This window comes from Salipiger sp. 1_MG-2023 (assembly GCF_030547555.1).
Classification (GTDB): Bacteria; Pseudomonadota; Alphaproteobacteria; order Rhodobacterales; family Rhodobacteraceae; genus Salipiger.
Map to the genome: position 1 here is coordinate 112,158 of NZ_JAUOQN010000001.1, position 23,223 is coordinate 135,380.

Annotated in this window: 21 protein-coding genes; 11 read left to right on the forward strand and 10 right to left on the reverse strand. The window is 64.4% G+C overall.

Annotated features, from left to right (window positions below):
• Positions 1 to 120: 120 nt before the first annotated feature.
• The 5 genes from clpS (at position 121) to ade (ending at position 5,133) form a co-directional block, all read left to right on the forward strand.
• Positions 121 to 483, forward strand: coding sequence for an ATP-dependent Clp protease adapter ClpS (gene clpS, locus Q4543_RS00545; protein WP_216004219.1), 363 nt, complete (start codon positions 121 to 123; stop codon positions 481 to 483).
• A gap of 22 nt (positions 484 to 505) precedes the next feature.
• A complete protein-coding gene (locus Q4543_RS00550; RefSeq protein WP_303435772.1) occupies positions 506 to 1,483 on the forward strand; it encodes a class I SAM-dependent methyltransferase in 978 nt (325 codons plus the stop codon).
• Positions 1,484 to 1,527: 44 nt separating this feature from the next.
• On the forward strand, positions 1,528 to 2,322 hold the full coding sequence (locus Q4543_RS00555) for an SDR family NAD(P)-dependent oxidoreductase (RefSeq protein ID WP_303435773.1): 795 nt from the start codon (positions 1,528 to 1,530) through the stop codon (positions 2,320 to 2,322).
• Between the two features lie 51 nt (positions 2,323 to 2,373).
• Positions 2,374 to 3,264 carry an oxygen-dependent coproporphyrinogen oxidase gene (gene hemF, locus Q4543_RS00560; protein WP_303435774.1) on the forward strand — a complete coding sequence of 297 codons (891 nt, stop codon included), beginning with the start codon at positions 2,374 to 2,376 and terminating at the stop codon, positions 3,262 to 3,264.
• A gap of 171 nt (positions 3,265 to 3,435) precedes the next feature.
• A complete protein-coding gene (ade, locus tag Q4543_RS00565; RefSeq protein ID WP_303435775.1) occupies positions 3,436 to 5,133 on the forward strand; it encodes an adenine deaminase in 1,698 nt (565 codons plus the stop codon).
• On the opposite strand, the gene Q4543_RS00570 is transcribed toward ade, so the two are convergent.
• Complete coding sequence (locus Q4543_RS00570) at positions 5,134 to 5,532, reverse strand: hypothetical protein (RefSeq protein WP_303435776.1); 399 nt, start codon at positions 5,530 to 5,532, stop codon at positions 5,134 to 5,136.
• A 39-nt stretch (positions 5,533 to 5,571) separates the two neighbouring features.
• Complete coding sequence (locus Q4543_RS00575; RefSeq protein WP_303435777.1) at positions 5,572 to 6,753, reverse strand: lytic murein transglycosylase; 1,182 nt, start codon at positions 6,751 to 6,753, stop codon at positions 5,572 to 5,574.
• A 177-nt stretch (positions 6,754 to 6,930) separates the two neighbouring features.
• Here Q4543_RS00575 and Q4543_RS00580 point away from each other — a divergent pair, with 177 nt between their 5' ends.
• On the forward strand, positions 6,931 to 7,296 hold the full coding sequence (locus tag Q4543_RS00580; protein WP_216004212.1) for a response regulator: 366 nt from the start codon (positions 6,931 to 6,933) through the stop codon (positions 7,294 to 7,296).
• A gap of 1 nt (position 7,297) precedes the next feature.
• On the opposite strand, the gene Q4543_RS00585 is transcribed toward Q4543_RS00580, so the two are convergent.
• The 7 genes from Q4543_RS00585 to betI all read right to left on the reverse strand — a co-directional run bounded on the left by Q4543_RS00585 (position 7,298) and on the right by betI (position 16,688).
• Positions 7,298 to 8,275, reverse strand: coding sequence for a glutathione S-transferase family protein (locus Q4543_RS00585; RefSeq protein WP_303435778.1), 978 nt, complete (start codon positions 8,273 to 8,275; stop codon positions 7,298 to 7,300).
• 97 nt (positions 8,276 to 8,372) lie between these two features.
• On the reverse strand, positions 8,373 to 9,002 hold the full coding sequence (locus Q4543_RS00590; RefSeq protein WP_216004210.1) for a response regulator transcription factor: 630 nt from the start codon (positions 9,000 to 9,002) through the stop codon (positions 8,373 to 8,375).
• A gap of 83 nt (positions 9,003 to 9,085) precedes the next feature.
• Complete coding sequence (locus Q4543_RS00595; RefSeq protein WP_303435779.1) at positions 9,086 to 11,425, reverse strand: cache domain-containing protein; 2,340 nt, start codon at positions 11,423 to 11,425, stop codon at positions 9,086 to 9,088.
• Positions 11,426 to 11,489: 64 nt separating this feature from the next.
• A complete protein-coding gene (betA, locus tag Q4543_RS00600; RefSeq protein ID WP_303435780.1) occupies positions 11,490 to 13,148 on the reverse strand; it encodes a choline dehydrogenase in 1,659 nt (552 codons plus the stop codon).
• Positions 13,148 to 14,605, reverse strand: a complete 1,458-nt coding sequence (gene betB / locus Q4543_RS00605; RefSeq protein WP_303435781.1) for a betaine-aldehyde dehydrogenase — start codon at positions 14,603 to 14,605, stop codon at positions 13,148 to 13,150. The genes betA and betB overlap by 1 nt, the downstream gene beginning before the upstream one ends.
• Before the next feature lie 8 nt (positions 14,606 to 14,613).
• On the reverse strand, positions 14,614 to 16,119 hold the full coding sequence (betC, locus tag Q4543_RS00610) for a choline-sulfatase (protein ID WP_303435782.1): 1,506 nt from the start codon (positions 16,117 to 16,119) through the stop codon (positions 14,614 to 14,616).
• Positions 16,116 to 16,688, reverse strand: a complete 573-nt coding sequence (gene betI, locus Q4543_RS00615; RefSeq protein ID WP_303435783.1) for a transcriptional regulator BetI — start codon at positions 16,686 to 16,688, stop codon at positions 16,116 to 16,118. The genes betC and betI overlap by 4 nt, the downstream gene beginning before the upstream one ends.
• Positions 16,689 to 16,790: 102 nt before the next feature.
• Between betI and choX the strand changes: the two genes are divergently transcribed.
• The 5 genes from choX to Q4543_RS00640 all read left to right on the forward strand — a co-directional run bounded on the left by choX (position 16,791) and on the right by Q4543_RS00640 (position 22,852).
• Positions 16,791 to 17,702 carry a choline ABC transporter substrate-binding protein gene (choX, locus tag Q4543_RS00620; protein ID WP_303435784.1) on the forward strand — a complete coding sequence of 304 codons (912 nt, stop codon included), beginning with the start codon at positions 16,791 to 16,793 and terminating at the stop codon, positions 17,700 to 17,702.
• A 111-nt stretch (positions 17,703 to 17,813) separates the two neighbouring features.
• Positions 17,814 to 18,650, forward strand: coding sequence for a choline ABC transporter permease subunit (choW, locus tag Q4543_RS00625; RefSeq protein ID WP_303435785.1), 837 nt, complete (start codon positions 17,814 to 17,816; stop codon positions 18,648 to 18,650).
• A complete protein-coding gene (gene choV, locus Q4543_RS00630; RefSeq protein ID WP_303435786.1) occupies positions 18,647 to 19,678 on the forward strand; it encodes a choline ABC transporter ATP-binding protein in 1,032 nt (343 codons plus the stop codon). The genes choW and choV overlap by 4 nt, the downstream gene beginning before the upstream one ends.
• Positions 19,679 to 20,441: 763 nt before the next feature.
• Positions 20,442 to 22,217 (forward strand): PQQ-dependent methanol/ethanol family dehydrogenase, encoded by a 1,776-nt coding sequence (locus tag Q4543_RS00635; RefSeq protein WP_303435787.1) that lies wholly within the window; start codon positions 20,442 to 20,444, stop codon positions 22,215 to 22,217.
• Between the two features lie 341 nt (positions 22,218 to 22,558).
• The gene (locus tag Q4543_RS00640; protein ID WP_303435788.1) at positions 22,559 to 22,852 is read left to right on the forward strand and encodes a MarR family transcriptional regulator; all 294 of its coding nucleotides are present in this window, start codon (positions 22,559 to 22,561) and stop codon (positions 22,850 to 22,852) included.
• Position 22,853: 1 nt separating this feature from the next.
• On the opposite strand, the gene Q4543_RS00645 is transcribed toward Q4543_RS00640, so the two are convergent.
• The gene (locus Q4543_RS00645) at positions 22,854 to 23,222 is read right to left on the reverse strand and encodes a response regulator (RefSeq protein WP_303435789.1); all 369 of its coding nucleotides are present in this window, start codon (positions 23,220 to 23,222) and stop codon (positions 22,854 to 22,856) included.
• Position 23,223 lies beyond the last annotated feature (1 nt).

Here is a 23,223-nt window from a genome sequence, read left to right on the forward strand (position 1 = left end):
AAGACACTCCTTGTTGCGCTCTTTCCCTCAGGGGCGCATCGCTATATATAAGCGCTTCGACCCCAACACCGCAAAGCGCCAGATGGTCTGGCGCGCCTGATCGCGAGCCGAGTGACCGAGATGCCCCACACCATCACGGAGAGCCCCTTCCGCCTTGCCAACACGCCCTTCGATGACGATGGGGGCAACAGCGATTCCGATATCGTGGTGCAGACCAAGCCGAAGACAAAGCGCCCGCCGCTGTACAAGGTTCTGTTGCTGAACGACGATTACACCCCGATGGAATTCGTGGTGCATGTGCTCGAACGGTTCTTCGGCATGACCCATGCAGAGGCTTTCGAGATCATGCTGACCGTGCACAAGAAGGGCGTCGCCGTTGTCGGCGTTTTCAGCCACGAGATCGCCGAAACCAAAGTGGGCCAAGTGATGGATTTTGCGCGGCGGCACCAGCACCCGCTGCAATGCACCATGGAAAAGGAGTAGGCTGGCACCGTCCAGCCCTTGCATGACAGCCGACAGACTTAGCTTCGCCGCCGAGGCAGGGATGACCCTGCCCGAAGACGGCCGTATCCTGCTTCTGGGCGCGCCCGGAGAGCTTGACGCATCCGCGTTGCCGTTGACCCGCTGCACCGTGGTGCAGCGCTTTGCCCCCGATCACGCCGCATGGGCGCGGCGCGGCGTGGCGGTCGCGCTGGCCCCCGAGGGGGAATTTGCCGCCGCCGTGGTCTACCCCGCCCGCGCCCGCGAGCTGACCGAACAGCGCATTGCCGAAGCCTGCGCCGCCGTGCCCTCCGGGATGATTGTTGTCGACGGGCCAAAAACCGACGGGATCGAACCGCTGCTCAAGGCAATCAAAGCGCGCAGCCCGATCACCGGGCAGGTGTCGAAGGCGCATGGTAAATGCTTCTGGTTCAACGGCAGCGACGCCTTTGCCGACTGGGCGCATGGCCCGGCACAGAACCGCCACGGCATGTGGACCGCGCCCGGCGTGTTTTCCGCTGACGCGCCCGATCCGGGTTCAGAGCTGCTGCTGTCTGTCCTGCCTGCCAAGCTTGGAGCGCAGGTGGCGGATCTAGGTGCCGGCTGGGGCGGCCTTGCTGCCGGTATCCTGTCGCGCGACAGCGTCACCACGCTGCATCTTGTCGAAGCCGACCACAGCGCGCTGGATTGCGCCCGACGCAATGTCAGCGACCCGCGCGCCCAGTTCCACTGGGCCGATGCGCTGGACTGGAAAGCGCCCGCGCGGCTTGACGCCGTGGTGATGAACCCGCCCTTCCACATTGGCCGCAAACCCGACCCCGCGCTTGGCCGTGCCTTCATCACCGCCGCCCGTCGGATTCTGAAACCCTCGGGCAGCCTGTGGCTGGTGGCCAACCGCCACCTGCCCTACGAGCCTCAGCTCGAGGCAGATTTCAGGCATTCCGAAGAAATCGCGGGCGATGCGCGCTTCAAGATCCTTCATGGCTATCGCCCGAAGGCCTGAGCAGCGTTAACCTTTTCGCTGCACACCCTAGTCAGGACTGCCCCATGAGCTATTCGATCGAAGGCAAGACCGCCATCGTCACCGGTGCCGCAAACGGCATCGGCCTCGCCATCGCCCGGCATTTCGCCAACAAGGGCGCGAACGTGATGTTCGCCGACATGGATGAAAGCCGCCTCGCCAAGGAATGCGGCCAAGAGACCGAGAACATGGTCTATTTTGCCGGCGACCTGCGCGAAAAGCTGACGTTGGCAAACCTGCTCTCTGCCACGCTCGACGCCTTCGACCGCGTCGATATTCTGGTGAACGGCGCGCGCCAGATGCTGCCCAACGACCCGCTCGACCTCGATGATACCTCGGTCGAGACCCTGCTGGGCCAGAATCTGACCCCGGCGCTGCGGCTCAGCCAGATCGTTGCAAAGCGCATGATCAAGCAGGGCGAAGGCAGCGACGACCGCGAGGTCGGGACGATCGTCAACCTGTCCTCGATCGCGGCCTGCCGGACGCAAAAGCAGCTGATGGCCTATTCGATCAGCTGCGCCGCGCTTGACCAGATGACCCGCTCGCTGGCGGTGGAACTGGCACCGCATCGCGTCCGGGTCAACGGGCTGGGCGTCGGCTCGGTGATGTCGGCCAGCCTCAAGGACCGGCTGAAGGCGCACCCCGACTATCGCCGCGAGATCGAGGCTCACACGCCGCTGGGCCGCATCGCCGCGCCCGGCGCGCTGGCCGAAGCGGTGCAGTTTCTGGCCTCCGAAGGCTCTGGCTTCATGACCGGGCAGATCCTGACCGTGGATGGCGGGCGCACCCTGCTCGATCCGGTGTCGGCCCCCGCGCATTGATTGCCTCGCGCCCGGTGCGGCGTTATCACCGGCCGAAAAGGGAGCCGCGCCATGACCGACGATTTCACCGAGCGAAAGGCCCGTGCCTCGGGCTGGTTCCGCAGGCTGCGTGACGACATCGTCACCGCCTTCGAAGGGCTCGAAGACAGCCACGCCGATGGCCCCTTCGCAGATCTGCCGCCCGGCCGCTTTGACGTGACCCCGACGGTGCGCAGCGCCGATGACGGCTCCGACGCGGGCGGCGGGCTGATGAGCGTGATGCGCGGCGGGCGGGTGTTCGAAAAGGTCGGTGTCAACGTGTCCACGGTCTATGGCTCGCTCGGCAGCGCCGCGCAGAAATCCATGGCAGCCCGCGGCGTGCCCGGAATCGAAAGCGATCCGCGGTTCTGGGCCAGCGGCATTTCCCTTGTCGCCCATATGCGTAACCCGCATGTGCCCGCGGTTCACATGAACACGCGCATGTTCTGGACCCCGAACGCATGGTGGTTCGGCGGCGGCTCTGATCTGAATCCCTGCCTTGAGTATGACGCCGACACGGCGCATTTTCACGCGACGCAAAAGGCCCATCTCGATCCGCATGGCGCCGATTTGTATCCGGCGCTGAAGGCTTGGGCCGATGAGTATTTCTACATCCCGCACCGCAAGCGGGCGCGCGGGGTTGGCGGGGTGTTCATGGACGACCGCAACACCGGCGACTGGGAGACCGATTTTGCCCTCACCCAGGACATCGGGCGCGCGTTTCTGCCCGCCTATGTTCCCCTCGTTGAAACCCGCCGCACGCAGGCGTTTACCGAGGCGGACAAGGACGCGCAGCTGGTCCATCGCGGGCTCTATGCCGAATACAACCTCGTCTACGACCGGGGCACCAAATTCGGGCTGGCCACCGGGCACGACCCTGACGCGGTTCTGATGAGCCTGCCGCCGCTGGCGAAATGGGCCTGAGTTAGTACAGCCCCGCCTCATGTACCCGCATCGCCGCCAGCGTGTGGCGCTGCGCGGCTGGCGGCTGGCCTCTCGTCCCGGCATCGTCAAATCGCTTCAAGCTCGCACCGGCACCCCCTCGCGCCTGCCCCGAGGCTGTGTTTAGATCGCGCAAACGACAGGAGACACATCATGGCGGAGCTGGAAAAACGGATTGCCCAAGGGCGCGGCGACGCCCCCGCGGATATCGTCTTGCGCGGCGGCAAGCTGCTTGACCTTGTCACCGGAGAGTTGCTGGACGGCGATGTTGCGATTTGCGGCGATACCATCGTCGGCACGCTCGACCATTACGACGCCGCGCAGGTGATCGACGTCAGCGGCCTGACCCTCGTGCCCGGCTTCATCGACACGCATCTGCACATCGAAAGCAGTCTGGTCACCCCGTTTGAATTCGATCGCTGTGTGACGCCGCGCGGCATCACCACCGCCATTTGCGACCCGCACGAGATCGCCAACGTGATCGGCGCCGCCGGCATCCGCTATTTCCAGCAGGCCAGCCGTCACACGCTGATGGATATCCGCGTGCAGCTGTCCTCCTGCGTGCCCTCGACACACATGGAAACCGCCGGGGCCGAGCTTCTGGCGGCGGATCTGAAGCCACTGATGGGCCACCCCTCGGGCATCGGGCTGGCGGAATTCATGAATTACCCCGGCGTGATCTTTCGCGACGCGCAGGCGATGGAAAAGCTGGCGCTGTTCGAGGGCGGCCATATCGACGGCCATTGCCCTCTGCTGTCGGGGCGCGATCTCAATGCCTATATCGCCGCCGGAATCCGCACCGAACACGAGGCGACCAGCGCCGAAGAGGCGCTTGAAAAGCTGCGCAAGGGGATGCGGGTGCTGATCCGCGAAGGCTCGGTTTCCAAGGACATGCACGCGCTGCAACCGCTGCTGACCGAGCGGACCTCGCCCTATATGTGCCTGTGCACCGATGACCGCAATCCGCTGGACATCGGCGAACACGGGCATCTCGATTACATGATCCGCACGATGATCGCGCTGGGAACGCCGCCGCTGGCCGCCTATCGCGCCGCGACCCTGTCGGCGGCCGAAGCCTTTGGCCTGAAGGATCGCGGCATCCTCGCCCCCGGCAAGCGCGCCGATATCGTGGCGGTGGACAGTCTTGAAACCTGCCATGCGCAGCTTGTGCTGGCGGCGGGGCGCGTGGTGGACGAGGCAGCCTTTGCGGGCCGGGAAACCGTGGCCCCGGTTGGGCGCCAGTCGGTCAAGGCCCCGCCGCTGCGCGCCGAACAGTTCCGCGCCGGCGGCAACCGCGAAGAGACCGATGTGATCGGCATCCGCGAAGGCCAGATCCTCACCGATCACCTGCATGAGACGATTGCCATCGTCGATGGCGACAAGCGCCCCGATCCGGCGCGCGATCTGGTCCGCATCGCGGTCGCAGAGCGCCATGGCAAGAACGGCAATGTCGCGACCGGTTTCGTCAAGGGCTTCGGCCTGAAGGCGGGGGCCATCGCCTCGACCGTCTGTCACGATCACCACAACATCGCCTGCGTCGGCATCGACTATGCCGACATGGCGGTGGCCGCCAACCGGCTGTCACAGATCGAAGGCGGGTTCGTCGTGGTCAAGGATGGCGCGGTGCTGGCGGAACTGGCGCTGCCGGTCGCCGGGCTGATGAGCCTTGAGCCGTTCGAGGCGGTGCGCGACCGGCTGGTCGACCTGCGTGCCGCCGCCCGCAGCCTTGGCGTGACGCTCGAAGAACCGTTCCTTCAGCTCGCGTTCCTTGCCCTGCCGGTGATCCCGTCGCTGAAGATCACCGATCGCGGCATGGTCGATGTGCTGAAATTCGAGATCATTCCCGGCTGATCAGTCGCAACGCCGGTATCGGTTCGAAACCGGCTCCGCATCGGGGTCGGTCTCGATGCGGGTCAGGGTCTGGCCATCGCCTGACAGGCTCAGGGTCATCGCGCGCTCACCCTCGTCGGAGACCGCATAGCTGGCAGAGATCCGCTGCGGCGTGGCTGTGTCGCTGGTCGCCAGCCTTGCGTGGGACTCGGGAAAGCCCAGCATTTCGGACGACACCAGCATTGCCCCGCTGCCATCCCCCTGCGTCACATCACAATCGGCGCGGGTGATGCCCCAGCGGCCGCGCATCTCGGCGGGAATGACGTTGGCCGCAGGCTCGCCCACCTTTTGCGCGCCGTGGCAAAAGGTCAGCTGGGCAAGCGACAAAAGCGCCGCTGGAAGAACGAAATCGCGTATCATGCGGGGACAACCGCGAAGCGCCGCGCATGTTCCCCGCCCTCAGAGCCGGTTCAGCAGCTCCTGCGTCGGCCAGCCGTCAGCGGCCAGACCCAGCCGCGATTGCATGTCGCGCACCGCTGCGCGGGTTCCCGCGCCGAGGATGCCGTCAATCTCCCCGACATCGTAGCCGCGCGCCTGCAAGGCCCGTTGCAGCGCCTGCATCTGCTCGCCAGACAGGCCGGGCGCAGGGGTTCCAGCCTCATACACCGGGGCGCCTTCGAGCCGCGTGGCGAAATAGGCGGCGGTCATAACATAGGTAAAGCTTTGGTTCCATTCGAAATAGACGCGGAAATTCGGGTAGGCGATAAAGCTTGGCCCGCCCTTGCCCTGCGGCAGCAGGATCGACGCCTCGAGCCGCCCGTCATCCAGCGCCCCATCGCGAGCCCGCACCCCGAGCCGCTCCCACTCCGCCACGGTGCGCGTGGTTTCCAGCCCACTCAGCCCCCAATCCATGCCCTCTGGCAGCTCCACCTCTTCGAGCCATGGCTCGCCATGACGCCAGCCCAGCCCCGCCAGCATCTTTGCCCCCGACATCAACGCATCAGGCGCCGAGGCCTTGAGCCGCACCTGCCCGTCGCCATCGCCATCGACGCCATTTTCCAGAATGTCGCGCGGCAGCATCTGAACCTGCCCGATTTCTCCGGCCCAGGCCCCGGTGGTGGTGGCCGGGTCGAAAGCGCCCTGCTCGTACAGCTCGAGCGCGGCAAAGATCTGCGGGCGGAAAATCTCGGGGCGGCGGCAATCATGGGCCAGCGTGACCAGCGCGTTCAACGTGTTGAAATCGCCCTGAAAGGCACCGAAATCGGTCTCGAACGCCCAGAATGCCAGAAGCACGCCGCGCGCGATGCCATAGTTGCGCTCGATCTGGGAAAAGACGCCGTCATATTGCTGGGCCAGCCTGCGGCCCCGGTCAAGCCGGTCCTGGCTGATCAACTTGCGCGAAAATTCGATGAAGGGCGTCTGAAAGATGCCCTGCCCGCGGTCGCGTTGCAGCACCGCGGGGTCTTGGCGCACATCTGACAGGAACCGCTGAATCGTGGCGGGGTCATGGCCGCGCGCCACGCCATCCTGCGCCAACTGGCCGACAAAGGCCGAAAAATCCCCGCCGCACGGGGCCTGCTGCGCCGGCGCCATGGTCGCGCTCAGCAGCGACAGTCCAATTGAGAAGTGCACAGCCCGCATGTCGCCCTCGTCCAAAACCTGCGGCCACACTAGCAAGCATCCCCCGAAGCGCAACAAGCGGGAGACCGCCTATGTTCTTGGTTTGGTCCTGCGGCCTCGACGGGCGTTAAAGATTTGTTTAGATCTAAGGTCGAAAACTGTTCCAATGCAGTTCGACGGGTGGCGGAGGCGGTGACAGTGCGTATACTGATCGTGGAAAGCAGCAAGGAACTGTCAACACTATGGCGGCTGCACCTGGAACGGCTTGGCGGCGAAGTGCACATCGCCCATTCGCAGGATAGCGCGACCGAGCTTCTGCTGGAACTCAACCCACAGGTGATCGTGCTCGACCTCGTTCTGGAAGAGGGCAGCGCCTTGGCGGTTGCGGATTTCGCCAGCTACCGGCGCCCCGAGGCGCGGGTGATCTTTGTCACCAACACCTCGTTCTTTTCCGATGGCTCGATCTTCCGGCATTGCGCCAATGCCTGCGCCTTCCTGCCAATCGCCACAGCGCCGTCGGACCTTGCAGCCATGGTCGAGCATTACGGCAGGGTGCCGGCCTGACCTAGAGCGCTTCGCGCCCATGCGGTGCCGCAAGATCAAGCTTCGGGCCGACCGGCACGATGCGGTTCGGGTTGATCATGTCATGGCTGTAGTAATAGTGGCGGCAGATGTGGTCGTACGCCACGGTCTTTGCCACGCCGGGCCATTGATACAGCTCGCGGGTATAGGCCCACAGGTTGGGATAATCGACGATCCGCGCCTTGTTGCACTTGAAATGGCACTCGTAGATCTTGTCGAACCGGATCAGCGTGGTGAACAATCGCCAGTCCGCCTCGGTGATGCGCCCACCGGCAAGGTAGCGTTGCCGCGACAGGATGTCTTCGAGCCAGTCGAGCGAGTCGAACAGCGGGCCGACCGCCGCGTCATAGGCCTTTTGCGTGGTGGCGAACCCGGCCTTGTAGACACCGTTGTTCACCGTGTCGTAGACACGGGCGTTGATGGTTTCGATATCGCCGCGCAGGTCTTCGGGCCAGTAATCGTCGGTGTTTCCGGTCAGCCCGTCAAAGGCCGAATTGAACATGCGGATGATCTCGGCGCTTTCGTTCGACACGATGGTCCCGCTGGCGCGATCCCACAGCACCGGCACCGTCACGCGGCCCGACATTCTGGGATTCACCTTGAGATAGACGTCGCGCAGATGTGTCAGCCCGTGCAGGCGATCCCCGGTCGCGCCGGGAAAATCGCTGTCAAAGCTCCAGCCGTTCGACAGCATCTCGGGGTGCACGACGCTGACGTCGATCAGGTCTTCGAGCCCCTTCAGCGCGCGGAAGATCAGCGTGCGATGCGCCCATGGGCAAGCATAGCTGACATAAAGGTGATAGCGCCCAGCCTCGGCGGGATAGCCCTTGGCGCCGTCCGGGCCAGCGCTGCCATCCGGCGTGATCCAGTTGCGGAACTCCGTGGTCCAGCGCTCGAAGCTGCCGTCCTTGCTGGTGTAATCCCAGCGGTCCTGCCACTGGCCGTCCTTGAGGTAACCCATATCTTGCTCCATGTCTTTGCACAAAAGCTAGGCAATTTGCGCCATGGGGCAATTCCGGCGAGGCGCGCAGCATCCCCGCGCAGGCGCACAGCGCCGCCTAGCCGGCCGGAGCTTTCAGCTTTGAGACAAGATCGACCAGTTCGACCAGCGAGCGGATTTCAAGTTTTTCCAGAATGCGGGCGCGATGATGGTCGACGGTGCGCGGGCTGATGCCCAGCGCGTTGCCGATTTCCTTGCTCGACACTTCGGCCGGGTTGGCGACCATACGCTCGACGATCTCTTCCTCGCGCGCGGTAAGTCGCCCGAACCGCGTGGCAAGATCGCGCCGGCGGACAAGCGCCGCCTGCTTGTCCGCAGCGATCTGCTGCGCCGCCTTGATCCGCTCGACCAAGGTCGACTGCCGGAACGGTTTTTCTAGGAAATCCACCGCGCCCGCGCGCATCGCCTGCACGGATTCCGGCACGCCGCCGTGGCCGGTGATGAAGATCACCGCAAGCGGGCTGCCATTGGCGTTCAGCCGCGCCTGAAGCTCGAGCCCGTTCATCCCCGGCATGCCGTAATCGAGCACGAGGCAGGCAGCCGTTTCGCCATCGTAAGCGTCGAGAAACGCCTGTGCCGAGGCGTAGGCACTGACCTCGAAACCACGCTGGCCAAGCGCCCGGGTCAGTGACGTGCGAATGTCTTGGTCATCATCCACGATGAAGACCGCTGGCGTCCCGTCTGTCATAAGATCAAATATCGCGTTGTGTCCCCACGGCTTGAGCCTACACAGCAAGCAGGGGCCATGTCACTCAAAAAACTGTGTTTTTGTCAGGCCGCCTGAGTGGCCTCCATCCCACCGACCTGCAATGTAAAACAGAACATCGCGCCATGGGGCTCTCGCGGCTGGTGCCACAGCCGCCCGCCGTTGGCGAGGCAGATCGACCGGCAGATCGACAGGCCAAGCCCCATTCCCGCCGCCTTGGTCGTCTCGAATTCAGAAAACAGGGTAATGCCCTCGGCCACACCCGGCCCGGTGTCGGACACACAGACGTGGACCTCGTCGCCGTCAACCTTCGCCTCGACGATCACCCGCCGGTCAAGGTCGTCGCCTTCGGCCACCGCCTCGATCGCGTTGCGCATCAGGTTCACCAGAACCTGCGCAATCTGAAGACGGTTGGCATGCACCGCCGGCAGCGCCCCGAGATCGGCGATCACCGACACGCCCGCCGCCCGCGATTCAGCGCTGAGCAGCCGCTGGGTCTGGCTCACCAGTTCGGACAGGTCGAAATCGCTGCGACAGCCTTCGTCGCGGCGAATGAAGGCACGCAGCGCCCGGATGATCTCGCCGGCGCGCAGGGCCTGTTCCGCGATCTCGTCCAGCGTCTCGTGCAGCCCGTGCCCGGCCCCGCCCATCTGCTGCGCCGCAAACAGCGCGCTGTCGGCGTTCTGCGCAATGGCGGTCAGCGGCTGGTTCAGCTCATGCGCCAGCCCCGCCGCCACCTGCCCCATGGTGTTGTCCCGCGCGAGGTTCGACAGATCCTTGGACAGCTCGGCAAGTTGCTCTTCGGTCTGCTTGGCCGAGGTGATGTCATCCATCGTTAGAACGATGTGCAGGGGTTTGCCTTCCTGATTGAAGATCAGAATGGCGTTGACCAGCGCCCAGAAAGCCTCGCCGTCGCGGCGCAGGCACCGCATCTCGTGATTGACCTCACGCGGAGCGCCGCGCTGGTCATTGTCGAACAGCAGCACCGGCGGATCCTTGGGGTGGCCCAGAAGCGTGAAGGGCATCTGCGACAGTTCCGTGGCGGAATAGCCGGTGATCTCGGAGAACTTTTCGTTGACCCGCAAGAAGCGCCCGGTCTGCGCGTCGATCTGCGCCATCCCCCGCGACGATAGCGCGAAGGTGCTGCCGTATTCCATTTCGGTCTCGCGGCGGGCGGCGATCTGCTGCATCAGCGTCTCGTTGGCTTTCTCGAGCTCTTCGTAGGTTGCTGGCAGCGGCTCGGACGGGTCAAGCTCGCCCTGCGCCACCAGCGCCGAGCGCACCGCAAAGGCGCGCACTGGCTTGTGGATGTAATTCGCCAGCGCCAGCCCGGCGATGGCGGTTAGCACCGCCACCGCCCCCGCGATCCAGATGTTCGTCAGGCGGTTCTGCTTGATGGCGGCGGTGAAATCGCTTTCCGGCGCGTAGGCGGCGATGGTCCAGGGCAGCTTGTCGCTCATTGGCGGCATCACCACCGAGACATAGGTCTCGCCGTTATAATTGAACTGCGACAGCGTCTCTTGCTCGACCGGGACCTGCCCGTCAGCCTCCAGCTGGGCAAAGGCGGCCCGCGCGATGGGATCGTCGATATGGGCGATGTCGACAAAATGCAACGTGCCGTCAGCGTTCTGCGCCTTGAGCAGCGATTGATTGGGGTGCGCGATGACGTCGCCATTGGCGTGGATGATCAGGGCCCGCCCCGTGCTGCCGATGCGCAGGTTGGCGAGAAAATCGGAAATATCGCTGATCTCGATATCGACGCCGACGATGCCGCGCACCCCCTCCAGCCCGGTTTCCTGCCGGTCGATCACCGGCGAGGCCAGCGTGATCCCCGGTTGCTGTGACGAGAAAAAGATATAGGGATCGGTCCAGATCGTGGTCATCTGGTCCTTGGCGCGAATGTACCATGGGCGCCGGCGCGGCTCGTAGACATCATCGGGGTCCATCCACCGTGCGATCACATTGAATTTGTCGTCGCGCCAGATCAGCTCGGTGGTGCGCACGCCGCCTTGGTGGCGGATGATCTTGGTACGGAACGGCCCCGACCCTTTCGAGCGCATGACATAGACGAAATCGCCCTCTTCGCTGCCGTAATAGACCCCGGCGAATTGCGGGGCGAGTTGCAGCTGCTGAAAGAACAGCTGTTCCATCAACTCGGGCACATCCGAGGCGATGACCCGGTCGCGCGCCAGCCGCGCCGACAGTTCTGCCGCGCTCTGCGCCGGGCCCAGAAAGCCGCGCGAATGGGCGATGGTGTTGGTGCCGACATCGCTCAGCAACTCGCGCGCGTGATCCAGCAGCGCCCGTTCCGAGGTGACGTAGGATGAGAACACCACCGCCAGCACCGCGATGAATTGCAAGCCCGCAAGTCCGATGACCAACAAGGCCCCGAGTGATGTGCGCATGACCGCCCCCGTCTGTCCGAGGGCGGTTATAGCTGCATCCTTCACGGGAAATCAGCCCCGAAGTTCATCTTTGCGCTGTTTCCCAGTTCGGGTTGATCCACGGTGCACGGTTGTCGGGCGCCAGCGGCGCGCGACCAAGGATATGATCCGCCGCCTTTTCCCCCGTCATGATCGACGGCGCGTTGAGATTGCCATTGGTGATGCGTGGAAAGATCGAACTGTCCGCAAGGCGCAGCCCGTCTACCCCGATCACCCGGCATTCGGGATCGACCACCGCCGTCGGATCATCCTTGCGGCCCATGCGGGCGGTGCCGCAGGGGTGATAGGCCGATTCCACGTGGTCCTTGATGAAGGCGTTAAGCTCGTCATCGGATTGCGCATCGATGCCCGGCTGGATCTCCTTGCGGTAATAGGGCGCGAACGCCTGCTGCCCGAAGATCTCGCGCGTGAGGCGGATGCAGCGCCGGAAATCCGCCCAGTCCTGTTCGTGGCTCATGTAGTTGAACTGGATCTTCGGGGCGTCGACCGGATCGCTGCTGCGCAACGTGACCTCGCCGCGCGATGGGCTGCGCATCGGCCCGGTATGGGCCTGAAAGCCATGGCCTTCGGCTGATGCCTGACCGTCATAGCGCACCGCGATGGGCAGGAAATGGTACTGGATGTCGGGGTAATCGACCCCCGCCCGGCTGCGGATGAACGCGGCGCTTTCGAACTGGTTCGACGCGCCGGGGCCAGAGCGATTGAGCAGCCAGCGCGCCCCGACATAGGCTTTGCCCGGCAGGTTCCAGTATTTGTACAGGCTCACCGGCTGGCTCGCCGCCGCCTGAATATACAGCTCCAGATGGTCCTGAAGGTTCTTGCCCACCCCCGCGCGGTCGGCCACCACGTCGATGCCATGCTGCGCAAGTTCGGCCCCCGGCCCGATGCCCGAGAGCAGCAGCAGCTTGGGCGAATTGAGCGACGAGGCGGCAAGGATCACCTCGGCCTGCGCCCGGATCACCTCGATCTTGCCGCCGCGTTCGACCTCGACGCCGACAGCGCGACCATCCTCGATGATGACGCGGCGGGCAAAGGCACGGATCAGATCACAGTTTTCGCGTTTCAGCGCCGGGCGCAGATAGGCCTTGGCCGCCGAAAACCGCTCGCCCTTCCAGACGGTCATGTCGAAGGGGCCAAAGCCCTCTTGCTGCTGGCCATTGTAATCGCCGGTGACGGGATAGCCCGCTTGACGGCCCGCTTCGACAAAGGCTTGCGTCAGCGGGTTGAGACGCGGGCCGCGCGTGACATGCAGCGGGCCATCGGTGCCGCGCCATGCCGCGTCGCCGCCATGGCCGCCGTCATGCCAGTTTTCCATGCGCTGGTAATAGGGCAGCACATCGGCATAGCCCCAGCCATCGGCGCCCTGATCGCGCCAATGGTCGAAATCGCGCGCATGGCCGCGCACATAGATCATGCCGTTGATCGAGGACGAGCCGCCAATCACCTTGCCGCGCGGCGTCACAAGTCGGCGCCCGCCCAGATGCGGTTCTGGCTCGGTCTGGTAGCCCCAGTCGTAGCGCTTCATGTTCATCGGGTAGCTGAGCGCCCCCGGCATTTGAATGAACGGCCCTGCGTCAGAGCCGCCATGTTCGATGACCAGAACCTTCTTGCCTGCCTCGGCAAGGCGGTAGGCCATGGCGCAGCCCGCAGAGCCAGCGCCGACGATGACATACTCAGCTTGCATCAGAACGCTGCCTCGACATCGCCCATACGGACATAGACGGATTTGAGCTGGCTCCAGTGATCCAGCGCGGCCTTGGAGTTTTCGCGCCCGACGCCCGACGCCTTGACGCCGCCGAACGGGGCCTCGACCGGCGCATCGTTGTAGGAGTTGATGAAACAGCTGCCAGCGCGCAGCTGGCCGATCACGCGGTGGGCGCGCGACAGATCGCGCGTGAACACCCCGGCGGACAGGCCGAATTCGGTGGCATTGGCGCGGGCGATGGCCTCGGCCTCGGTGTCGAAATCCAGCACCGCCATGACCGGGCCAAAGATCTCCTCGCGCGCGATGGTCATGTCATCGGTGACATCGGCAAACACCGTCGGTTCAAGGAAGAACCCGTCACGCTCGACGCGCCCGCCGCCGCTGATCAGCCGCGCGCCCTCGGCGCGGCCCTTGGCGATGTAGCCCTGCACGATCTGCATCTGCCGTTCGCTGACCATCGGGCCAAAGCTGGTCGCCTCGTCCAGCGGATCGCCGATCACGGCGTTTTGCAGGCGCTCGGAAAGCCGCGCAAGGAACGCCTCCTTGATGCCCTTTTGCACGAAGACCCGCGTGCCGTTGGAACAGACCTGCCCCGAGGAATAGAAATTGCCGTTGATCGCCCCGCTCACGGCGTTGTCCAGATCGGCATCGTCAAAGATCACCAGTGGCGACTTGCCGCCCAGTTCCATGGTGACATGCTTCATCTGCTCCGCCGCCGCAGCGTAAACCTTGCGCCCGGTCGGCACCGATCCGGTCAGCGACACCTTGGCGACCCGCGGGTCGGTGACCAGCGCAGAGCCAACCTCGCCCATGCCCTGCACCACGTTGAACAGCCCCGCGGGTGCGCCCGCCTCGGTCAGGATCTCGGCGATCTTAAGCGCACAAAGCGGGGTGGTTTCCGAGGGTTTGAACACCATGGCATTGCCGCAGGCCAGCGCGGGGGCGCCCTTCCAGCAGGCGATCTGCGTCGGGTAGTTCCACGCGCCGATGCCGACGCAGACGCCCAGCGCCTCGCGGATGGTATAGACCCAGTCCTCGCCCAGCGGGATGTGTTCGCCGGTCAACCCCGCCGCGATGCCGCCGAAATATTCCAAGGCGTCGGCGCCGCTGGTGGCATCGGCCACCAGCGTTTCCTGCAACGGCTTTCCGGTGTCACGGGTTTCCAGCACCGACAGGTCATGATTGCGCTCGCGCATGATCTGCGCGGCGCGGGTCAGCACGCGGCCACGTTCGCGCGGGCTGACCTTGGCCCAGAGCTTCTGCGCCGCCTCGGCGGCGGCAAGCGCGGCGTCGATCACCGCCGGGGTGGCGGCGTAGACGGTGGCGATCACCTCGCCGGTGGCGGGGTAGATCACCGGAATCGGGGTGCCGGACGTGTCTTCAAGATAGGCACCGTTGACATAATGGCTGGCGGTCGGTTGCGGGTCGTACATCATATTTCCAATCATTCGCCGCGCGGAAAGCGCGCGTTATCCTCGACCACGTTCAGATCCATGTGGTTGCGCATGAAACGCTCCGAGGCTTTCTGCAGGGGCTGGTAATCCCACGGGTAATAGTCGCCGTTGCGCAGGGCCTCGTAGACCACCCAGCGCTTGGCCTGACTCTTGCGGACGTCTTCGTCAAAGCGGCCCAGATCCCAGCGGGCATCGGCGGCGGCGCGCAGCCGCTCCAGCGGCTCGGCATGGGCGGACTGGCCGACAAGGTTCACCAGCTCGTGCGGATCGGCGTCGAGATCGAACAGCTGTTCGGGGTCGAGCGCACAGCGGGTGTATTTGTACTTGCCGTCCCGCAGCGCGACGAGCGGCGCATACGATGCCTCGGCGGCGTATTCCATCGCCACCATGCCGCGCGCAGCGCCCTGCGCCACCGGCACAAGGCTTTCGCCAGCGGTCCAGGGCATGACCTCAGCCATGTCGATGCCAGCCAGATCGCACAGCGTCGGACAGACGTCGATATTGGAGACGGGCGTGGGGTTCAGCCCCGGTTCCAGCCCGGGCGCGCAGATCATCATCGGCACCCGCGCTGAGCCTTCGAAGAAGTTCATCTTGAACCACAATCCGCGCTCGCCCAGCATGTCGCCATGATCCGACACGAACAGGATCGCCGCCTCTTGCCGGGTGCTTTCAAGGATATCCAGCATCTCGCCAACCTTCTCATCAAGGTACGAGATGTTGGCGAAATAAGCCCGGCGCGAGCGCTTGATGTTGTCTTCGGTGATATTGAAGGCGCGCCAGTCGTTGGCATCAAAGATGCGCTGCGAATGCGGGTCGTGATCGTCATAGGCCATCGCCGGGACCTCGGGCAGCAGATGCGCGCAATCCTCGTACATGTCCCAGAACTTGCGCCGCGCCACATAGGGGTCATGCGGATGGGTGAAGCTGACGGTCAGGCACCATGGGCGATCGTCCTTGCCGCGCGCCAGATCGTACAGCTTTGCCTTGGCGCAATTGCCGACCTCGTCGTCATATTCCATCTGGTTGGAAATCTCCGCGACCCCGGCCCCGGTGACCGAGCCCATGTTGTGATACCACCAGTCGATGCGCTCTCCCGGCTTGCGGTAATCCGGGGTCCAGCCGAAATCTGCGGGATAGATATCGGTGGTCAGCCGGTCTTCGAAGCCGTGCATCTGGTCCGGGCCAACGAAATGCATCTTGCCCGACAGGCAGGTGTAATAGCCCGCGCGGCGCAGGTGATGGGCATAGGTCGGCAGGTCCGACGGGAATTCGGCGGCGTTGTCATAGACCCCCGTCACCGACGGCAGCTGCCCCGACATGAACGACGCCCGGCCCGGCGCGCAGAGCGGACTTGCGGTATAACAATTGGGGAATCGCACGGACCGCGCGGCGAGTCGCTTCAGATTCGGCACGTGCAGCCAGTCGGCCGGCCCATCGGGAAACAACGTCCCGTTGAGTTGATCGACCATGATGATGAGGATGTTCGGTTGCGTCATTTGAGGGCCCGCAGTTCGTGATCGAGGGTGGTGAGCACCTGAGCGGCGGCGCTCTTGCCGGTCGTGTCGGACGGGTTCACCGCGAAGCGCAGGTAGATGCCGTCGATCAGCCCGCCAAGCCGGGTCGCGATCTCGGGCGCGGCGTCTCCGGCAAGGGGGCGCAGGCTGTAGACGAGGTTCGATTGCAGCCGCCGATGATAGACCGACAGCAGCCGGCGCGCCTCTGTCGATTGCTGCGCCAGAACGTAGAAATTCAACCATGCCGCAATGACTTCGCCGCGAAAGTTCGTCGGGCTGAAGTTGGCGCGGATGATCGCGGAAAGCCGCTCGCGCGGCCCGTCCGACGCCACCAGCGCGCCGCGCACCTCTGCACCGTAGATCGCCAGAACATGACGCATCGCGGCAAGGAACAGCGTGTCCTTGTCGCCGAAGTAATGAAAGGCCAGCGCGGCGGAAACGCCCGCCCGCTTGGCGATCTTTCCGACCGTGACGTTCAGGGTCCCTGTGGAGCCGATTTCCTCGATCGCCGCTTCGACGAGTTGCTGCTTTCGCATGGGTTGTGCCGACATGAAGAGCCCCCGGAGCTGCAAGAAAAAGGTTGCAATATTGGGGTAGCCGTGGATTGATTGACTGGTCAATCAAAAAATGCAGACCTCGAACAGGGATAGTACATGAAACTCGTATCCACCGTTTCCGCCCTCGCGCTGAGCACCACCGCCGCCTTTGCCGATTGCGACACCGTCACCATGTCCGATGTGGGCTGGACCGACATCACCACCACCACCGCCGCCGCGAAGCATGTGATCGAGGCGCTTGGCTATGACGTCAACGTCAAGGTGCTGTCGGTGCCGGTGACTTTTGCCTCGCTCGAAAGCGATGATGTCGACGTGTTCCTCGGCAACTGGATGCCGGCGCAGAACAGCTCCATCGCCCCCTACCTCGACAGCGGCGAGATCGAATCGATCAACACCAACCTCGAAGGCACCAAATACACCCTCGCCACCACGCAGGCGGCATGGGACGCGGGGCTGCAAAGCTACGCCGACATCGCCAAGTTCGAAGACGAACTGGATGGCAAGATCTACGGCATCGAGCCGGGCAATGAAGGCAACGCCTACCTTGTGTCTCTGATCGAAGAGAACACCTTCGGCCTCGGGGAGTTCGAAGTGGTCGAAAGCTCGGAACAGGGGATGCTCGCGCAGGCGCGCCGCCTTGTGGACGATGGTGATTTCGTTGTGTTCCTTGGCTGGGAACCGCACCCGATGAATGCCAACTTCGACCTCAAGTACCTGCCCGGCGGCGAAGATTTCTTCGGCGGTGAAGGCGTGGTCAACACCGTGACCCGCAAGGGCTATGCGGCGGAATGCCCGAACCTCGGCAAGCTGTTTGGCCAGATGGATTTCTCGTTGCCAATGGAGAACCTCATCATGGGGCAGATCCTCGATGACGGCGCCGACCCTGAGGATGCGACGCTCGACTGGATCAAGGCCAACCCCGAGGCGGTTCTTGCCTGGGTCGATGGTGTGAGCACGCTGGGCGGCGAAGACGGCACCGCCGCGGTGAAAGCCGAATTCGGGTTCTGATACCCGCCCCCGCCGAAACCCTTTCGGCGGGGGCTTTTCTGACGGGCGGCGCACCGCCCTATCAAACAAAAGCCCCGCAAGAGGGCCGCAAGACCAGAGGGACCGCGACAATTGGACTGGCTGACGGATCACAAGATCCCGGTGGGCAAGGCGGCAAGTGCCGTCTTCGACTTCATCCGGGACCATGGAAAGATCGTGCTCGACGCAATGTCGACGATCATGGAAACGCTGATCGACGCGATCCTCTTCGTGTTGCAGGAACCGCCCGAACTGCTGGTCATCGCGATCATCGTCGCGCTGACATGGGCACTGCATCGCAGCTGGAAGGTGGCGTTGTTCGTGGCGCTGGGGTTCCTGTTTATCCTCAATCAGGATTACTGGGAGGAAACCACCGAAAGCCTGACGCTGGTGCTCTCGGCCTGCGTGGTCTGTATGGCCATCGGCGTGCCCATCGGCATCGCCACCGCGCACCGGCCAAAGCTTTACGCCTATCTGCGCCCGGTGCTCGACCTGATGCAGACGCTGCCGACGTTCGTCTATCTCATTCCGGCAATCGTGTTCTTTGGCATCGGCATGGTGCCCGGCCTGATCGCAACGGTGATTTTCGTGCTGCCCGCGCCGATCCGGCTGACGCATCTTGGGGTTTCCTCGACGCCCGCCGGTCTGCTGGAAGCGGCGCGCGCCTTTGGCGCGACGCCGTCACAGACGCTATGGAAGGTCGAACTGCCCTACGCCCTGCCGCAGATCATGGCGGGGCTGAACCAGACCATCATGCTGTCACTGTCCATGGTGGTTGTCGCGGCGCTGGTCGGCGCAGACGGGCTGGGCGTGCCGGTGGTGCGGGCGCTCAATTCGGTCAACACCGCGCTTGGCTTTGAATCCGGCTTCGTCATCGTCGTGGTGGCGATCATGCTCGACCGCATTCTCAACATCGGAGGCCGCAAATGAGCACCGCCGTCAAGATCGACAACGTCTCCATCGTGTTCGGAGACAAGCCGAAATCGGCGCTGCCGCTGATGGATGCGGGCGAGGATCGCGGCCCGATTCAGGAAAAGACCGGTCAGGTTCTGGGCGTGCATGATTGCTCGCTGACCATCAGGCAGGGCGAGATTGCCGTGCTGATGGGGCTGTCGGGGTCCGGGAAATCGACCTTGCTGCGCGCCATCAACGGGCTGAACCCGGTGGCGCGCGGCGCGGTGCATGTCAATGACGGGCAGAGCATGGTCGATGTCACCCATGCCGATCCCGCCACCTTGCGCCGCATCCGGATGCACAACGTCACCATGGTGTTCCAGCAATTCGGCCTGCTGCCATGGCGCAGCGTGCGCGAAAACGTCGGGCTGGGGCTGGAACTGGCGGGCATGAACAAGGCCGAGATGCGCGAGCGCATCGACGCCCAGCTGGATCTGGTCGGCCTTGGCGACTGGGGCGATCGCAAGGTCAGCCAGCTGTCGGGCGGGATGCAACAGCGCGTCGGCCTTGCCCGCGCCTTTGCCACCGAAGCGCCGATCCTGTTGATGGATGAGCCGTTCTCGGCGCTCGATCCGCTGATCCGCACCAAGCTTCAGGACGAGCTGCTCGAGCTTCAGCAGCGCCTGCGCCGCACCATCGTCTTCGTCAGCCATGATCTCGACGAGGCGTTCAAGCTGGGCAACCATATCTCGATCATGGAAGGCGGGCGCATCGTGCAGACCGGCGCGCCGCAGGACATCTTCCGCGATCCCTGCAACGCCTATGTGGCCGAATTCGTCCAGCACATGAACCCGCTGGGCGTGCTGCGCCCGCGCGATCTGATGCAGCCGGTCAACGGCACCCCGTCGGTGACGCTTGAGGCCGACAGCCTGCTTTGCGAGGGCTTCGAGGCGCTGATCGGCCACGACGCCCCGGTGGGCGTGATCGAAAACGGTATCCTGATCGGCCAGATCAGTAAGGACGACGTGTTGCGCGGCCTGAACAAGGTGCCAGTCGACGCCTGAGCCGCCGCCATCGCCTGAAACGGCCCGCCCTGCGCGGGCCGTTTCGTTTCCGGCCTTTTACGGTCGTCTCCGCAAAGGTTTCGATCCCCGTGCCTGATCGTTGCCGCCAAAATCCGCCCTAGACCAAGGTGCAATACCGGCTCGCGCCCTGCCCCTCCCTGGCCCGGCCCGCGGCGCGTTGCGAGACGGCCCGCGTGATCGCACCCTCTCGGCACACCCGGCGCGAGAAACCATGCAAGTTCAGACCGTGCATCTTCGTGTTGAGCGGTCATGCCGTTCAATCCGGCGCGACGGCCGATGCCTCCGTCGGGAGCGACGCCGGACAGGCGCGGATCGGAACGATCCTGTCGCGCTGCCATGGCGTTGATTCCACAGCCCTTCTTATGGCCCACCACCACATGCCGCGCTGTCGCGCGGTGCTGGGCCCTGTTCCGATGGCGACGGCTCCGCCGGGCGGGCGGCCACTGGAATAATCTCGCCGCCGAACGTTCGACGCTCCGGGATGCATGACCACGACGGCGCCCTGCCCGCCGCCACGAGGTGCCACCCCGGCAGCCGGAAGCGCACCTTCCGGCCCCTCATCCTCGCCTGCGTGGCCTTGTTCTGCCCGCAGGACACCGCCGACATCGGGCACCCGGACCGCGACCTTACGACCTTGGTGCAATTCATCTTGGGCGCACAGCCGGGGATGGTTGCCCCGGAGGAGGACGCGGCCCGTTGCGGTCGCCCGACGATTCCGGAACCGTTTTGAAGGGAGGACGATATGAACAGATTCATTCTGGCAGTGAGCGCAAGCCTGCTCGCCGTGGGGATGGCCCCCGGCCCCGCCACGGCAGGCGTCAGCGAAGAGGACATCGCCAACGACCAGACCATGACCGATCAGGTCGTGACCAATGGCATGGGCCGCCACCTGCAACGCTACAGCCCGCTCGACACGCTCAACAAGGACAACGTCCAGAACCTGATCCCGGCCTGGGCGTTTTCCATGGGCGGCGAAAAGCAGCGCGGACAGGAAGCGCAGCCGATCATCTATGACGGCGTGATGTATGTCACCGGTTCGTATTCGCGGCTCTACGCGATCGACGTGATGACGGGGGCCGAGCTCTGGCAATACGATGCCCGCCTGCCCGAAGGCATCCTGCCCTGCTGCGACGTGATCAACCGGGGCGCCGCGATCTATGGCGATCTGGTGATTTTCGGCACGCTTGATGCGCGGCTCGTGGCGCTGGATCGCATGACCGGCGACGTGGTGTGGCGCGACAAGATCGCCGATTACAAGGCGGGCTATTCCTACACCGCCGCGCCGCTGATCGTCGATGGCATGGTGATCACCGGCAATTCCGGCGGTGAATTCGGCATCGTGGGCGAGGTGCAGGCCCGCAACGCCGAAACCGGCGATCTGGTCTGGACCCGCCCGATGATCGAAGGCCACATGGGCACGCTCAATGGCGAGGAATCGACCATGACCGGCACGCTGAACGCGACCTGGCCGGGTGACATGTGGAAGACCGGCGGCGGCGCGACATGGCTGGGCGGCTCGTATGATGTCGATACCGACACGCTGGTGTTCGGCGCGGGCAACCCGGCCCCGTGGAACAGCCATCTGCGCGGCGCGGGCACCCCCACCGAAGGCAATACCGGCGACAATCTCTATGCCGCCAGCCGCGTCGGCCTTGACCCCAAGACCGGCGAGATCAAGTGGCATTTCCAGACCACCCCGCGCGAGGGCTGGGATTACGATGGCGTCAACGAGGTTGTCGCCTACGAGGATGCCGAGGGCAACAAGCGCTACGCCACCGCCGACCGCAACGGCTTTTTCTACGTGCTCAACCGCGAGGACGGCGCCTTCATCGACGCCTATCCCTTCGTCAAGGACATCACTTGGGCCTCGGGCATCGGTGATGACGGTCGCCCGATCTTCAACGAAGACAACCGGCCCGGCGATCCCTCGGCGGCGGCCGATGGCGGCAAGGGGCAGGTCGTGTTCTCGGCTCCCGGATTCCTTGGTGGCAAGAACTGGATGCCGATGGCCTACAGTCAGAACACCGGGCTGTTCTACGTGCCCTCGAACGAGTGGGGCATGGACATCTGGAACGAGCCGGTCACCTACAAGAAGGGCGCCGCCTACCTTGGGTCGGGCTTCACCATCAAGCCGATGTACGAGGATCACATCGGCAGCCTCAAGGCGGTCGACCCGGCCACCGGCGAATGGAAGTGGGAATACAAGAACGAGGCCCCGCTCTGGGGCGGCGTGATGACCACCGCGGGCGGCCTTGTGTTCTTTGGCACCCCCGAGGGCAAGTTCATCGCGCTCGATGACGAGACCGGCGAAGAGCTGTGGTCGTTCCAGACCGGCTCGGGCATCGTCGGCCAGCCCGTGACGTGGGACATGGACGGCGAGCAATATGTCTCGGTGGTGTCCGGCTGGGGCGGCGCGGTTCCGCTCTGGGGCGGCGAGGTGGCCAAGAAGGTCAATTACCTCAATCAGGGCGGCATGGTCTGGACATTCAAGCTGCCGAGGCAACTGGCAGCCAACTGACCCGGTCCCATCACAGATGACAGGCGCCGCCCCCGTCCGGGGGCGGCGTTTGCCTCTTTTCGGCAGGGCGCCCGCCCTCTGCCCGAAGAGCGCCACCCTGTTCATATCATCCTGAACGCGGATGCCGGTTCGCCCTTGCGGCGCCCCGCTATGGGCCGGCAGCATGGCGCTGTCTCTGGGGCTAGGACGGCCTGCAGTGGCAAGCGCGCGGGCCGGTCTGATGATGTTCGGATGTGGACGAATGATGCGGTTGCGGCGGGCCCCGCCCGGTGCCTGATCCTTGCTGGCGCAGCGAAGATTTGCTAGTCTCTGCACAGCCCCTCAGCCATCGGACCGATCACATGAGCGCTTTGTCCGGTCTTGCCAAGATTCGCGCTGCCTTGTGGCAGATCGAAAAGGATCTCGGCCTTGAAAAGCTGAGCCATTCCGAACGCGATGTTCTCTATGCCTTTCACGCGGTCGCGGCCCCGGACAGGATGGCGATCACGCCAGACCGCGTTCAGGATGCTGACCGCGTCGCCGGGATTTGCAATGTCGAGTTCGCCGAGGCCCTGACCCGGCTGACCGAACTGGGCTATCTGGAAAACACCGATGGCGATGCCTACCGGATCACCGACCTGCCGCGCCCGGCCTGAATCAGGCCGCGCCGAGATGTTCTGACAGCACGGCCCGCAGCTGGTCCAGCGGCAGCGGCTTGGCAAGGACGCGGCCCGTGAACCCCGGCGGAAGGGTCAGCGTCTTGCCGTAGCCCGACAGCAACAGCACCTCCAGCTCCGGTCGCGCGTCGTGCAGCTGCTGTGCCAGTGCAAAGCCCGAAATGCCGCCGGGCAGCACCACATCGACCAGCGCCAGACGGATGCTGTCGTATTGTGCAAGCGCGCCGATTGCTTCCACTGGCGTTCCGGCCAGCGCTGCCGGGTATCCAAGCGCGGCGCAGGCGTCTCCCATGATGTCGCGCAGCACGGGATCGTCTTCGACGACAAGCAGCTTTACCGGGTCGCTCATG

Bases quoted from the DNA above. Each gene is read 5' to 3' on its own strand.
- clpS (WP_216004219.1), top strand. From the start codon at position 121: ATGCCCCACACCATCACGGAGAGCCCCTTCCGCCTTGCCAACACGCCC.
- Q4543_RS00550 (WP_303435772.1), top strand. From the start codon at position 506: ATGACAGCCGACAGACTTAGCTTCGCCGCCGAGGCAGGGATGACCCTG.
- Q4543_RS00555 (WP_303435773.1), top strand. From the start codon at position 1,528: ATGAGCTATTCGATCGAAGGCAAGACCGCCATCGTCACCGGTGCCGCA.
- hemF (WP_303435774.1), top strand. From the start codon at position 2,374: ATGACCGACGATTTCACCGAGCGAAAGGCCCGTGCCTCGGGCTGGTTC.
- ade (WP_303435775.1), top strand. From the start codon at position 3,436: ATGGCGGAGCTGGAAAAACGGATTGCCCAAGGGCGCGGCGACGCCCCC.
- Q4543_RS00570 (WP_303435776.1), bottom strand. From the start codon at position 5,532: ATGATACGCGATTTCGTTCTTCCAGCGGCGCTTTTGTCGCTTGCCCAG.
- Q4543_RS00575 (WP_303435777.1), bottom strand. From the start codon at position 6,753: ATGCGGGCTGTGCACTTCTCAATTGGACTGTCGCTGCTGAGCGCGACC.
- Q4543_RS00585 (WP_303435778.1), bottom strand. From the start codon at position 8,275: ATGGGTTACCTCAAGGACGGCCAGTGGCAGGACCGCTGGGATTACACC.
- Q4543_RS00590 (WP_216004210.1), bottom strand. From the start codon at position 9,002: ATGACAGACGGGACGCCAGCGGTCTTCATCGTGGATGATGACCAAGAC.
- Q4543_RS00595 (WP_303435779.1), bottom strand. From the start codon at position 11,425: ATGCGCACATCACTCGGGGCCTTGTTGGTCATCGGACTTGCGGGCTTG.
- betA (WP_303435780.1), bottom strand. From the start codon at position 13,148: ATGCAAGCTGAGTATGTCATCGTCGGCGCTGGCTCTGCGGGCTGCGCC.
- betB (WP_303435781.1), bottom strand. From the start codon at position 14,605: ATGATGTACGACCCGCAACCGACCGCCAGCCATTATGTCAACGGTGCC.
- betC (WP_303435782.1), bottom strand. From the start codon at position 16,119: ATGACGCAACCGAACATCCTCATCATCATGGTCGATCAACTCAACGGG.
- betI (WP_303435783.1), bottom strand. From the start codon at position 16,688: ATGTCGGCACAACCCATGCGAAAGCAGCAACTCGTCGAAGCGGCGATC.
- choX (WP_303435784.1), top strand. From the start codon at position 16,791: ATGAAACTCGTATCCACCGTTTCCGCCCTCGCGCTGAGCACCACCGCC.
- choV (WP_303435786.1), top strand. From the start codon at position 18,647: ATGAGCACCGCCGTCAAGATCGACAACGTCTCCATCGTGTTCGGAGAC.
- Q4543_RS00635 (WP_303435787.1), top strand. From the start codon at position 20,442: ATGAACAGATTCATTCTGGCAGTGAGCGCAAGCCTGCTCGCCGTGGGG.
- Q4543_RS00640 (WP_303435788.1), top strand. From the start codon at position 22,559: ATGAGCGCTTTGTCCGGTCTTGCCAAGATTCGCGCTGCCTTGTGGCAG.
- Q4543_RS00645 (WP_303435789.1), bottom strand. From the start codon at position 23,222: ATGAGCGACCCGGTAAAGCTGCTTGTCGTCGAAGACGATCCCGTGCTG.